Here is a 12,912-nt window from a genome sequence, read left to right as displayed (position 1 = left end):
AAGGGTCAAGTTGAACTTGAGGCTTTGGCTTTGACCTGCAGTTATGATGAATTGTTGAGAAACCATAGAGTTCAACTTTAACGTTACAGAACCCTGTTTGAGAGGAGTTTTGGGATGTAAAAGCTATCTCAACATGGGGTTTTACAACTACAGCGTGCCCTCCTGACGAGCCTGCTCAATCTCTTCGAGGGCCTCGGCAGGGGTGAACGAACAGGTGCCGTCGCCGAGCTTGACCACCTGGATGTCGTCGCCGATATGGACCTCTCCGCCCTTTAGTACCACGCCAAAAACGCCCTCGTGGGGAAAGATGCAGTCGCCGGCGAGATAGTAGATGGCACAGCGTGTGTGGCATACCTTGCCGATTTGGCTGATTTCGACAAGCACCTCGCTGCCAAGCTTGAGCTGCGTGCCCATGGGGAGCGAGAGTAGATTGATGCCTTGCGTGGTGAAGTTCTCCCCAAAGTCACCCTTGCGCACATCGAGTCCGTGGGCCTGCGCCGTCTGGATGGACTCTGCGGCCAAAAAGGAAACCTGACGGTGCCAATGCCCGGCGTGTGCGTCGGAGGCGAGGCCAAATTGTTCTATAACGGTGTCGTGTCCATCCGCGACGGGCGACTTGCGTGTGCCCTTGTGCGCCGACGTGTTGATTGAGACGATGCGGGCGGGCCTGTCGTAGGCATCGTTTGCCGTGCGTAGGGGAACGGCCGTTTGTGCGCGTTCCGCCAGCTCGCGCTTCGTGGCATTGAGGATAGGATTATCGGTCGGATGGTCTTGGGGCACGTGCGCGCCTTTCGTTCGAGGATGTCAATACGCTGAATCCTACAACAATGGTAGGTTCATTGCCCATTGTCATACAACGGTGAGCGCCGTCTTCGTGCTGGACGATTGCGTCGATTGCCATAGATACGGTGGAGCTTTGGGCGCCGGCGGTTTGGCACGCTAGAATAAATCAGTTGCGCAAAGACCGCCCGTTGTGTGGGCAGTTCGTGATAGGAAGTTTCCATGGCATTGCAGTTTACAGAGCGCGAGTTCATCCCCGTGCTGCTCGGCGGCGACATCAACGCCTATTCGGTGGCGCGCGCCTTCTACGAGGAGTACCAGGTCAAGAGCCTGGTCTTTGGCAAGTACCAGACGGGTCCCGCGTACCGCAGCCAGATTATCGACTACACGCCCAACGTGGATATCGACACCATGCCCGTGATGCTCAAAACCGTCAACGGCATTGCCCAAGCGCATGCCGACAAGACGATTGTCCTTGTGGGCTGTGGCGATAACTATGTTGCCCTCGTGGCTCAAGCCAAGGACGCCCATGAGCTGGCGGATAACATCGTCGCTCCCTACGCGCCCTACAGCATGCTCGAGCAGTGCCAGAAGAAGGAGATCTTCTACGAGCTGTGCGAGAAGCACGGCGTGCCCTATCCGCATACCTTTACCTTCACCATGGCGATGCTGAACGCCCAGGGCGAGGCACCTGCCGAAGTGCTCGACCAGATCGATTTTCCCTACCCGATGATCCTGAAGCCTTCCGATGGCATCATGTGGTGGCAGCACGAGTTCGAGGGCCAGAAAAAGGCCTATGAGATTGCCGACCGTGCCGAGTTGGAACAGGTTATTCGCGACTCGTATGCCAGCGGCTACACCGACGACCTGATCTTGCAGGATCGCGTGCCCGGCAACGACGAGTACATGCGCGTGCTCACCAGTTATTCCGACCGCAACGGCAAGGTGCGCATGATGTGCCTGGGTCACGTGCTGCTCGAGGAGCATCAGCCTCACGGTGTCGGCAACCACGCCTGTATCATCACCGAGCCCAATGACAAGCTCATGGGCGGCGTGCGCAAGTTGCTCGAGGACCTTCACTTTGTGGGCTATTCCAACTTTGACGTTAAGTACGACGAGCGCGACGGCTCGTTTAAGTTCTTCGATTTCAACACGCGCCAAGGTCGCAGCAACTACTACGTCACTAACAGCGGCTTTAACGTTGCCAAGTATGTGGTGGACGAGTATGTGTTCAACCGCCCGTTTGAGCCGGAGTTTGTGACGGCGCAGGACGAGGCGCTGTGGATGGTCGTCCCCATGGGTGTCGTCGACAAGTACGTCAAGGATCCCGAGCTGCGCGCTAAGGTGCATCGCCTGGACAAGGAAGGCAAGGGCGCCGACCCTTCGTTTATGAAGGGCGACTTTGTCTTTAACCGCTGGCTGCGCATGTGGCACACCAAGCTGCGCCACTTTAAGCTGTTCAAGACGTATTACAAGTAGATGAGTGCGGCGCCCGTCCGGTTTACATCGGGCGGGCGCGGGTATGATACGCGCAATTGCGCAAGCGTCACCAAGGAGGCGGCGATGGAAAAGCTGGGAGTTATCGGCGGCATGGGCGCCGAGGCCACGTCGTATTACTACGACCAGGTAGTGCGTCATACGGCTGCTGCCTGCGATCAGGAACATATCGACATGGTGGTGCTCTCCAAGTCGACCATGCCCGACCGCACGCTTGCCATTAAGACCGGCGAGCATGCCAAGCTGCTGACGACCATGAAAGAGTGTGCCCAGGCACTCGAGTCGCTGGGCTGCGCGCACATTGCCATTCCCTGCAACACGTCACACTACTTCTACGACCAGATCCAGTCGTTTACGAAGGTGCCGATTATCCACATGCCGCGCGAGTCGGTTCGCTATGCCCTTGCGGGTGCGGTGATGGGGGAGTGCGAGTTCGACCCCAACCTGAGTATGCCGGCCGAGCCGGTGCGCAAGATCGGCATTATGGGCACCGACGGAACCGTGGGCGCGGGCGTCTACGGCCGCGAGTGCGAGGCTGCGGGTGTTGAGGTTGTCTATCCCAGCGAGAAACGTCAGAACGATGTGATGTCGCTTATCTACGATGATGTGAAGGCCGGACGTGAGCCCGATATGGATAAGTTCGACCGCGTGATGTGGGAGTTCGCCCGTAGCGGCTGCGACCGTGTCATTCTGGCCTGCACCGAGCTATCGGTGCTGCAGAAGTATCGAGAGATGCCCGAGATCACCCTCGATGCCATGGATGTCCTGGTGCGCGAATCCATCATCCGCAGCGGCGCCCCCTACCGCCTCTAGCTTCCGACCTGTCAAAAAGGGACAGGTTAATTCTGGTAGGTTTTATCTGGGAAAACAGTAAAGGCCTCGGCTCGTTTGGTGCGAGCCGAGGCCTTTTGCGTTGGGCGGTTGCTGTCGGTGGCGAACTAGAACAGGAAGCCGATGGCGATGAGGGCGATGCTGACGACGAGCACGGCGATGTCCAGGCCCTTGATGGGGTAGCGCTTGTACGAGCTGGCGCGTGTACGCAGATAGAAGCCGCGCTGTTCTGCCGCCAAGGCCGTGGCATCGGTCTTGCCTACGCTCGAGATGAGCAGTGGCACGCACAGTGGCAGCATGAGCTTAAGCTTCTTGATGGGGTTTTTGGTGTCGTACTCGACGCCGCGTGCGGTCTGCGCCTCCATGATGGCGTTCATCTCCTGACCAAACACCGGCACAAAGCGCAGCGCCGTGGTAAAGGTGAAAGCATAGCGATACGGTACGTGCAGCACCTCGACGCAGGCGTTGGCAAGGTCGTTGAGCTTGGTCACCATGAGCATGAGGATGAGCGGTAACGCCACACCCAGCAGGCGCAGACAGGCCTTCGATCCTGTGATGAGGCCCGTGTCGGTGATAAAGCCCCACACAACGTTGCCATCGCGCATAAAGGCTAGCTGGAGCACCAGCATGATAAGCGCGAGCGGAATCAGCAACTTGAGCAACGAGAACAGACGGTCGACGACACCGGCATAGGCACCCAGCGCAAGGGTGAGTGCCAAAAAGCCCAGCAGCGCCACGTAGGTGTCGGACAAGAAGATGCCGACGATGATGGCGGCGGCGAGGCCCAGTTTGACGACGGGGTTCAGGCGATGCAGCAGCGTATCGCCCGGCATGTAGTCGATGACGTTAACCACGGTGGACCATCTCCTTGGTAATGCGAACGACATCGGTGACCTCGCTTACCTGCGCAAAAGCGGGCGAGACGGAAGATGCCAGACGGCGCGAGAGTTCAATAACCTGGGGCGGCTCAACATAGGCACGCTGCATGAGATCGATGTTCGAGAATAGCTCGTGCGTGCGGCCGCGGTCGAGGATGCGACCGTCGGCCATTACCACAATGCGCTCGGCAAAATCCGAGACGACTTCCATATCGTGGCAGACCATAATCACGGCGCAGCCGCGCTCGGCCATGGTGCGCACCGTTTCCATGACGGTCATGCACTCACGGTAGTCAAGGCCGCTCGTGGGCTCGTCGAGCACCACGATTTTGGGCTCTACGACCACGACGGAGGCGAGTGCCACCATCTGGCGCTGACCGCGCGAGAGCGAGAAGGGCGCCTCGTCGGCCGGCAAGCCAAAGCGGTCGATGACGAGCTGGGCGCGACGCAGCGCCTCGGCACGGTCGATGCCGGCAAGCTCCAGGCCAAAGGCGACCTCGTCGAGCACGGTGTCCTTGCAGATCTGGCGGTCGGGGTTTTGGAAGAGGGTTGCGACTTCGCGGGCGATGCGGCTCGTGGGAACGGCTGCGGTATCCAGTCCCGTGACGCGCACGCTGCCCGAGGCGGGCTTAAGCAGGCCCGTGAGCAGCTTGGTGAGCGTGGTCTTGCCAGCGCCGTTTTGGCCGACGATGCCCACGAGCTCGCCGGGATAGAGGGTCAGGTTGAGGTCGTGGACGGTAGCGCCGCCATTGGGATAGGCAAACTCAACATGGTCGAAGGTGAGCACGGGCTCGGCGTCCTTGGCATGAGGGCGCAACGACGGTGCATGCGGGGAGCCGGCGGGTGCCTGAATGTCGTTGCTTACGTGTGCGGGGTCGACGATGCCCGAAATCAGGCGCTCGGCCTCATCGACATCCAAGCAAGGGGTACCGCTTACCAGGCCATCGGCCTCGAGGCTATTGAAGATACGCGTGACGCGAGGGCAGTCGACGCCGATGGCACGGAGCTCGTCGGTATGCGCGAAGACCTCGTGTGGCTCGCCCTGCAGCGCGATTTCGCCATGGTTGAGCACGAGCACGCGGTTGCAGTACTCCGAGAGCAGGGCGACCTTTTGCTCAACGACGACGATGGTAATTCCAAGTGCGCGGTTTGCCTCACGCAGCGTCTCGAAGACCAACGTGGAGCTGGCGGGGTCGAGTGCCGCGGTGGGCTCGTCGAGAACCAAGACGCGCGGACGCATGGCGAGGATGGCGGCGATGGCTACCTTTTGTTTCTGTCCGCCCGAGAGGGTGGCGATCTCGCGGTCGCGCAGGTCGCTGATGCCGACGGTCTCGAGCGTTTCGCTCACGCGCTGCTCGATCTGGTCGTGGGGAACGCCAAAGTTCTCGAGGCCAAAGAGCATCTCGTCCTCGACGACCGAGGCGACCATCTGCGTGTCGATATCCTGCAGCACGCTGCCGACGATTTGCGACACGTCGGTGAGCGAGGCTTCGCAGGTGTCGTGGCCGTTAACCATGACGGACCCAAAGAACGTGCCGGTGTAGTGGTGTGGCACGGCACCCGACAGGCAAGCGGCAAGCGTGGACTTGCCGGCGCCCGAGGGCCCGATGATGCCGATGAAATCTCCCTTGTTCACGCTGAGCGAGATGTGGCTGAGCGCCCGCTCGGTTTGCGTGCCATAGGAGAACGAGACATCGTCGACGTTGATGATCGTTTCCATGGATACCTTTCATAGTCATTGGGGACGTTCTTACATGACTAGTCGTTTAAGAACGTCCCCAAGAGCTAGTTGTCTGGGACAGTCTTTTGATGACGGGGCCGTGGAGTTGCGGCTCCGTCCATCATATCAGGCTATTTGTTGAGCACCATGCGGAGGGGGAAGAAGAGGGCCTGGACCACGACGGCGTTGAAGACGGCAGTGCCGAGCACGATGGGCACCTTGGCGAGCGCCGTGGGCAGCGCGGCATCCATGATGACGGTGCCCAGGACGGCGAAGAGGGCACCCGAGACCAGGGTGGTGAGCAGACCGGCGATGAAGGGATTGACCTTGCTGCCGCCGATGTTTGACTTAACGAGCGCTGCCATCGTCAGCGCGCCGGCAAGCTCGGTGACAAAGTTGAGGCCAGGGATTGACGTAGTGATCTGGATAACGGCGGCCGATAAGATGCCAAAGATGGCGGCCTGAGCAAAGCTTGCCTGCGTGAGCGCGATGGCTAGGGCATAGGCGGCAATGATGAACTGCGGCTTGATGCCCGTGACGGCCAGGGCATTGCCTACGGTTATGTTGAGGATAAAGCCGGCGGCAAGCAGGACGGCGAGCAGGACCAGCGAGGTGATATCGAGGATGCCTTTGTCGTAAGCGGCGTTGGTAGAAATAGTACGAGCCTGAGTGTTGGCGGCCATGATGTTCTCCTTAAGGTGAGATTTGAGATAAAAGTATCCTGGACCCCCACGAAAGGGGTTAAATCGAAAAGGGGATTAATTTTGAATAATGGAGCACAGAGACGACTTTACGAGGGCCCCAGGTTGGCGCGAAAGAGGAGCGAAGCGTACTTGGGTACGCGAGCGACGAATGAACGCCAAGATGGGGCCCTCGTAAAGCCGAGCGGGTTAGTTGAGCCTCAGGGCCTTCTGAATGGGCAGGTAGAGGGCACCGACCAGAATGGCGTTAAAGACGGCGGTCATGGCGACGACGGGCAGCATGGCGGCGGCGAGCTCGCCGACCACGCCGAGCATGGCCATCTTGATGACCATGAAGATGACGCCCGAGACAAAGGTGGTCAGGAAGGTTGCGACAATGGCGATGGCGGGTTTGACCTGACCGTTCTTGCCGGCGGCGTTGACGATGCCGGCCATGAGCATGGCGGCAATGCCCTCGGCGGCAAAATCGACGAACGGCGAAGTGGTGGTGATCTGGATTACGGCAGCCGAGATGAGGCCAATGACGAGCGCCTGGCCGATGTTGGGGCGAACGACCAGGATGGTGAGGCAGAAGGCCGAGATGATGAACTCGGGGCTGATCATGCCGCCCGAGATGCCCGAGATTGCCTTGCCGACGGTGAAGTTGAGGATGAAGCCGGCGGCGAGCAGGATGGCGAGCAGGACGAGGGCGCGGACATCGAGTTTGCCGCGGTCGGCGGTCTGGACGGTGCGGGGCTGGGTGGCGGTGGTGTTCTGAGACATGGTGAAAATCCTTTCGGAAGGGGAGTGCAAGAGAAAAGCGGAGGCGCGTGATGCGAATGCGATCGGGCTCGAGATAGAAAAAGGCCCCCGGTCGAAACCGGAGGCCTTCCAATCACCTAGAGCGCAAAAACAGGCGTGAGGGACTCACTGTCGACCGATCGTATTCGCATCACGCCACCACCAGTTGTTGAGAGAGTTCATCGTGTTCTTCATGTTGGTGGCTCCTTTCGTGATGCCGTGGCGCGGTCGCACCTAGTTGCTGTTGCGCTGCACTATAGCACAGCGAAGTGTGTGCGGGGAAATCTTTTTAAAAAAGATTTCAGGCGGGTTTCCCGTCGGTCAAAAAGGCGGGTTAAGCGGGCGAGGCTGCCATTGCTGCCTCGCCCGCTCAGCTAAGACGTTACTCCTTATTGCGACGGTAGAGGAAGTAACCGCCTGCGGAGATGACGGCAACGCCAGCGATGGCGAATGCGGCCACCATGCGGCCATCAAAACGATCGCCAGTGGTGGGCAGGCTGCCCTTGGTGTTCGTCTTGTTAGTGGTTACCGTGGTCGTGGTGTCGGACTTGCCAGGCTTCTCAGGCTTGGCGGCCGGCTGCTCGGGCTTAGCGGGCTGCTCGGGGGTACCGGGCTGATCCGGGGTGACGGGGTCGGTGGCAAGAGCATCCTTGGCGTAGGTGATGGATACCTTGAGGCCGTTGGTCTCAGTGTTCAGATCGCTCGGAGTGAAGGGCTCGTCGAAGTTCTCAGCCTTCAGGTATTCGCGCATCTCCTGGAGCAGGGCCTTGCACTTGACGTAGGTGTTCTCGGTAGCAGCCTTGCCGGCCTTGTTGGCTAGGGCAGTGCGGCCCTCGGGGGTCGTCTCGGCCAGCATGGCGGCGTCAACTTCCTTGTTCTGCTCGATGAGCTCGTTCTGGAGCGCATCGAGGTAGGCACGGACGCTGATACCAAGGGTGTCAGGGTTCTCAAAGCAGAGCGAGCTGATGTCCATGAGGACGTAGTTGATTGAGTTCTCGGGCTCCTCGTTGTACACGACGTCAGTCTGTTTGCAGTGATCGAAGGAGACGGTCTGATCGCTGAAGTACGGGCTGACCTCAGTTATCAGAGCGGAGTACAACGGGATGGCGACGGAGTACGCAGCGCGGGAGAGCATTTCCCACTGGATGGTAGCGACTTCGGGGTCATACCCGCGACGAATCTGGAAGAGGTTGATCTCGGTGTTGCGCTCGCTGCCGATGCAATAAACACCATCAGTGTTCGCGTTGAGGCCAGGGACGTTCTCGCCGCGGTTGCCGAAGGCGCGAATCAACTCGAAAGTGCTCCAACCAGACTTGCCAGGCTTGAAGAACAGGGGCTGGATTTCGCTGACCATGGCTCCCTTTTGGTCAGGTTTTCCTTTCTTCTTTACTGTGATAATGTCGTAATCTGTGCCTTCGGTCAGCTGACTACCAAAATAATCGCGGCCTTGCACATAGCGGGACCACTGGTTTACGCCGGAATCGGCGAGGCTTTCGCCATACGTTTGGGCGACATCGAATTTGCCGTCAGCGGAGTATTTGGCGAAACCCTTTTCTTCGGGCATGGATTGGATCTTTTCAGAGTGGAGGCAATTCTCGGTGTCATTGAGGTCGACATCGTAGTTGAGGCTCCCGATATTAGGGTTGAGCGACGCGACGTCGTCAGCGAGCTTCATGGCGATCCACTGATGGGCGGAAAGTGTGGCGAACAGCCAGGTCTCGTTGTTGTCGGCGATGATGATCTGGTCGTTGGTGCAGACGCCTTGATCATCGATCAGGCTGCCGAGAAGCTCGACGCCCTCGCGGGCAGTGGCACTCTCGCCCAGGATGATGCTGCCGTAGCTGTATTCGCCCAGACCTACTTCCTCATCGATGGGGTCTGCTGCATCGGCCTCCTCGTTATAGGAGGTGCTCAGCGTGGCAGAGCAGGAGACGCCCTTCTCGTTGATGCCGGCTTCGGAGTAGGCGTCGGTGCGACCCATCCAGTTGGAGGGGTGGTCGCGCACATAGCTGTAGCGATAGGTGGGCTTGTTCGAAGTGTATTCAAAAGCAGATTCAATCGAGCTGTACGTAAAGCCAGGTTCGTGGGCAGGTTCGATGCCGTAGTGCTTAAGATAGCGCTTGCCAAAGTCCTCGGCGCGGCCGTAGTACGTGTTGCCGTCGGCTGTTAGGTCTTTGCCCATGTACATCTGCGTGCAGGCGAGCGCAGAGGTCGGCATGGACATGATGGTTGCAGCTCCAAAGGCGAGGCCTATGCCTAGCTTCTTGAGCGCGTTGACGGGGTGAGTTTTCCTCATTTTCCCTCCCAGCGTGCGAAAGCCCTCTGTCGCCAGAGGGCTTCAGCCAATAAAGACACCCCATTAGCGTAACGAATTGAAAACAATATTCATCTATGAAAGAAACCTACTCGATAAGCGTGATGAAATATGCGATGAGCGGTTAATTGTACTCAGTTTGTAGCTTTACTTTAATAAAGACGCCCTGCAATTACTGTAGACGAATAAAGTAGCTGGGAATGCCCGAAATGAAAATCCCCCGCTGTTTGGCAAATGCATAAACAGCGGGGGAGACGATAATTGTATGAATATCATACCAATGTGGAATTACTTCTTCCGGCGGTGGATCACGTTAATCGCATAGCCGATGAGCATGGCCAGAACGATGACGATAAAGCCGAGCAGGGGATTGTCGTTCATGGGGTCCTCCTATTTTCCGAGCGGGGAGAATTCGTCGACGATGAGGTCGAGGCATTGCGGAAGCGCGCGGGCACCAAAGACGCCCGAATTGCTGGAGATAATCTCGCCATCGAACTGCATACCCAGCGATGGCGTGCAGGTGATCTTGGCTTCCTTGGTCTGGATGATTTTGAACTGCGGGCGCCCGAGTACCTTGCCGGCGGGGTCGAGCGCGGCGGTGATCACGGTAGGCAGCAGCTGCACGGTGCGCACGGGTTCGATGACCGCAATGTCGACCATGCCATCGTTCATGCGGCAGTCGGGGAACAGGTTGATGTCGTTTTGGATGACCGAGGTATTGCCCGCCATGCAGCAGATGCCGTCGAGCTCCTCGACAATGCCGTCGTGCTCAATCGTAAAGTGCGCCACCGTGGGGTTGGGCGTGGCAAGCGCGGACAGGAAGTAGGCGATCTCGCCGATGTCGTTTTTGGTGGGAGCGGCCTTCATCATGATCTCGGCGTCGAAGCCCGAGCCGGCGATGATGATAAAGCCGTGGCGCTTCTCTCTGCCGTTCTCGTCGAGCCAAAAGAGCTCGCCCATGTCCACTTTGACCGTGCGACCGGCGCGGCAAGCCTTGGCAAGCGCCGCCGCCTCAGGGGCATTGCCGATGTTGTTGAAGAACAGGCAGGCCGTGCCGGAGGGGAAGACGAGCGTGGGGACGCCGCATCCGCGCATCTGGTCGAGCACGTTGGAGACGGTGCCGTCGCCGCCCGAAATCACCACGCGATCAAACTCGCGCACGTCTGCCACGGCGTCCTCGGGTTCCATGCCATCGCCGATAAAACGCATCACGACCTCGTCGCCGCCCTGCGCGAGGGCGTGCGTGAATGCGTAGATTTCATCTGAGCTGGGGCCCGATGCCGGGTTGTGGATGATAAGGCAGCGCATACTTACGTTCCCGTTCTGTGACTAACCGAGTATAGTTGTAAGACAATGCCGTTATCCTACCCGTGTTTTTCGGGCCTAACCTTATTCGATGGGTTGATATGTACATTTCCACACATCAGGCTCTACTCGACTTTTGCCAGCGCGCCCGCGAATTCGACGCGATTGCCGTTGATACCGAGTTTTTGCGCGAGCGCACGTTCCATCCGCGTCTGTGTTTGGTTCAGATTGCCACCCCTGCCGAGAGCGTCGCGGTCGACCCTCTGGTGATCGACGACCTGTCGCCGCTGGCCGAGCTTATGGCCGACGAGAGCGTGACCAAGGTGTTCCATGCTTGCTCGCAGGACATGGAGGTCATGCTCCATACCGTAGGCGTGCTGCCGCGTCCGATTTTTGACACGCAGGTGGCCGCCGCCTTTTTGGGCGAGCGCCAGCAGATTTCCTACGGCGCGCTCGTGCAGACGTTTTGCGGCGTCTCGCTGCCCAAGACCGAGTCGCTGACCGACTGGTCGCGTCGCCCGCTGACCGATAAGCAGATTGAGTACGCAATCGATGACGTCAAGTATCTGATCGTTGCCTATACCGAGATGATGAGCCGCCTACGCGAGCTGGGCCGTGTGGATTGGGTGCTCGATGAGCTGCGCCCGCTTTCCGATGAGTCGCACTACCGCGCCGACCGCCATGAGGCATTCCGCAAGGTCAAGCGCATCAACTCGTGCAGCCGCCATCAGCTGGGCATTGCGCGCGAGCTCGCCGCCTGGCGCGAGGACCGCGCCGAGCGCCGCAACATCCCGCGCAAGTGGGTCATGTCCGACGATACGCTGCTGGCGCTCGTCAAGCGCAATCCCGTGCGCGTTGAGGAGTTCCGTAGCATCCGCGGTACCGATCAGCTGGGGGAGCGCGACGTGGACGGCGCGCTCATGGCCATCAAGCGCGGTGCGAGCTGCCCGCACGATCGTCTGCCGCTCATGGTGCGTGGGCATCGCCAGATTTCGCCGGAGCTTGAGAGCGTGACGGACCTGATGTATGCGCTTATTCGCTTGGTTGCTGAGCGCTCGGGCGTGGCGACCTCGGTCATTGCCTCGCGCGATGACCTGGCCGACTATATTGAGCACCCCGAGCAGAGTCCACTGCGCGAAGGCTGGCGTTTTGAGCTTGTGGGCTCGCGCCTGGACGATCTGCTTTCCGGCAATATGGGACTCACCGTGAAGGACGGAAAGATTGAGTTGTTATAGGGAAGCCTAGCCGCTTGAGTGGGTAAAATGCCTCCAACGTGTAACTCGATTCGGAGGAATTCGCATGCCCTATTACTATGGATACGGCTTTGGTATCGACCCGCTGTACCTGCTGGTTGTTCTTGTCTGCACGGTGCTTGGCCTTGCCGCGCAGAGCTATATCAATTCGACGTACAAGACGTGGTCCAAGGTTCGCTCGGACGGCGACACGGGCGCCAGGGTCGCTCGCCGCATGCTCGACGCCAACGGCTGCAATGCCGTGGGTATCAAGGGTGTCGTCGGTGAGCTCACTGACCATTACAACCCGCAGGACAACAACCTGTATCTGTCGGATTCCAACCGTTCGGGCGGCTCGGTCGCAAGCGTTGCTGTCGCTTGTCACGAGGCGGGCCATGCCGCGCAGCGTCAAAGCGGCTATGCCATGATGAAGGTACGTACCGCCCTCGTGCCGGTCGTCAACTTTACCCAGAACACTTGGACCATCGTGCTGCTCATGGGCCTGTTCATGAACATCGCGGGGCTCACGACTCTCGCACTGATCTTCTTCTCGTTTAGCGTGCTGTTCCAGCTGGTTACGCTGCCGGTCGAGATCGATGCCAGTCGCCGCGCCGTGGCGTATATCGAGCAGTCGGGCATGAGTTCCAAGCAGGTCAACGGTGCCAAGAAGGTGCTGACGGCAGCCGCGCTCACCTATGTGGCGGCGGCGCTCACCTCGATTATTCAGCTGCTCTACCTTATGGCTCGTTACAACAGAAACTCCAACCGATAACAAATGGGACCGACGGGCGCCGCGGGGATTTGTGTCCCCGCGGCGCTGTACCATGTGTTGGACTTGAATTAGCGCAGGGCCGGAGCCCATGTGCACGATGAC

General features: G+C 59.1%; 11 protein-coding genes. 4 read left to right on the top strand and 7 right to left on the bottom strand.

Going from position 1 to position 12,912, the window contains the following annotated elements; all coding sequences use genetic code 11:
- Positions 1 to 147: 147 nt before the first annotated feature.
- Positions 148 to 780 carry an MOSC domain-containing protein gene (locus tag I2H81_RS04710; protein ID WP_195644735.1) on the bottom strand — a complete coding sequence of 211 codons (633 nt, stop codon included), beginning with the start codon at positions 778 to 780 and terminating at the stop codon, positions 148 to 150.
- A 222-nt stretch (positions 781 to 1,002) separates the two neighbouring features.
- On the opposite strand from I2H81_RS04710, the gene I2H81_RS04705 reads away from it, so the two are divergent.
- Together I2H81_RS04705 and I2H81_RS04700 are read left to right on the top strand one after the other, a co-directional pair.
- Positions 1,003 to 2,259: a carboxylate--amine ligase gene (locus I2H81_RS04705; protein ID WP_195644734.1), complete on the top strand. Its 1,257-nt coding sequence runs from the start codon at positions 1,003 to 1,005 to the stop codon at positions 2,257 to 2,259.
- A gap of 84 nt (positions 2,260 to 2,343) precedes the next feature.
- Entirely contained in the window at positions 2,344 to 3,090 is a 747-nt protein-coding gene (locus I2H81_RS04700) for an aspartate/glutamate racemase family protein (RefSeq protein ID WP_229108069.1), read from the top strand.
- Between the two features lie 125 nt (positions 3,091 to 3,215).
- Here I2H81_RS04700 and I2H81_RS04695 read toward each other — a convergent pair whose 3' ends face one another.
- From I2H81_RS04695 to I2H81_RS04670, 6 genes are all read right to left on the bottom strand, one after another.
- Positions 3,216 to 3,962, bottom strand: a complete 747-nt coding sequence (locus I2H81_RS04695; RefSeq protein WP_195644732.1) for an energy-coupling factor transporter transmembrane component T family protein — start codon at positions 3,960 to 3,962, stop codon at positions 3,216 to 3,218.
- Entirely contained in the window at positions 3,955 to 5,706 is a 1,752-nt protein-coding gene (locus I2H81_RS04690; protein WP_195644731.1) for an ABC transporter ATP-binding protein, read from the bottom strand. Before I2H81_RS04690 ends, I2H81_RS04695 begins: the two co-directional genes overlap by 8 nt.
- Before the next feature lie 131 nt (positions 5,707 to 5,837).
- Entirely contained in the window at positions 5,838 to 6,389 is a 552-nt protein-coding gene (locus tag I2H81_RS04685; protein WP_195644730.1) for a hypothetical protein, read from the bottom strand.
- Positions 6,390 to 6,596: 207 nt separating this feature from the next.
- A complete protein-coding gene (locus I2H81_RS04680) occupies positions 6,597 to 7,169 on the bottom strand; it encodes a hypothetical protein (RefSeq protein WP_118260341.1) in 573 nt (190 codons plus the stop codon).
- A gap of 400 nt (positions 7,170 to 7,569) precedes the next feature.
- Complete coding sequence (locus I2H81_RS04675) at positions 7,570 to 9,483, bottom strand: C69 family dipeptidase (RefSeq protein ID WP_195644729.1); 1,914 nt, start codon at positions 9,481 to 9,483, stop codon at positions 7,570 to 7,572.
- A 408-nt stretch (positions 9,484 to 9,891) separates the two neighbouring features.
- On the bottom strand, positions 9,892 to 10,809 hold the full coding sequence (locus tag I2H81_RS04670) for a diacylglycerol/lipid kinase family protein (protein ID WP_117773928.1): 918 nt from the start codon (positions 10,807 to 10,809) through the stop codon (positions 9,892 to 9,894).
- Between the two features lie 98 nt (positions 10,810 to 10,907).
- On the opposite strand from I2H81_RS04670, the gene rnd reads away from it, so the two are divergent.
- Positions 10,908 to 12,041, top strand: coding sequence for a ribonuclease D (gene rnd, locus I2H81_RS04665; protein WP_195644728.1), 1,134 nt, complete (start codon positions 10,908 to 10,910; stop codon positions 12,039 to 12,041).
- 64 nt (positions 12,042 to 12,105) lie between these two features.
- Positions 12,106 to 12,810: a zinc metallopeptidase gene (locus tag I2H81_RS04660; protein WP_195644727.1), complete on the top strand. Its 705-nt coding sequence runs from the start codon at positions 12,106 to 12,108 to the stop codon at positions 12,808 to 12,810.
- The last annotated feature ends 102 nt before the right edge of the window (positions 12,811 to 12,912 follow it).

The sequence above is a fragment of the Collinsella aerofaciens genome (genome assembly GCF_015561195.1).
Lineage (GTDB): Bacteria > Actinomycetota > Coriobacteriia > Coriobacteriales > Coriobacteriaceae > Collinsella > Collinsella aerofaciens_AC.
This window is presented reverse-complemented; position numbering and strand designations above follow the sequence as displayed.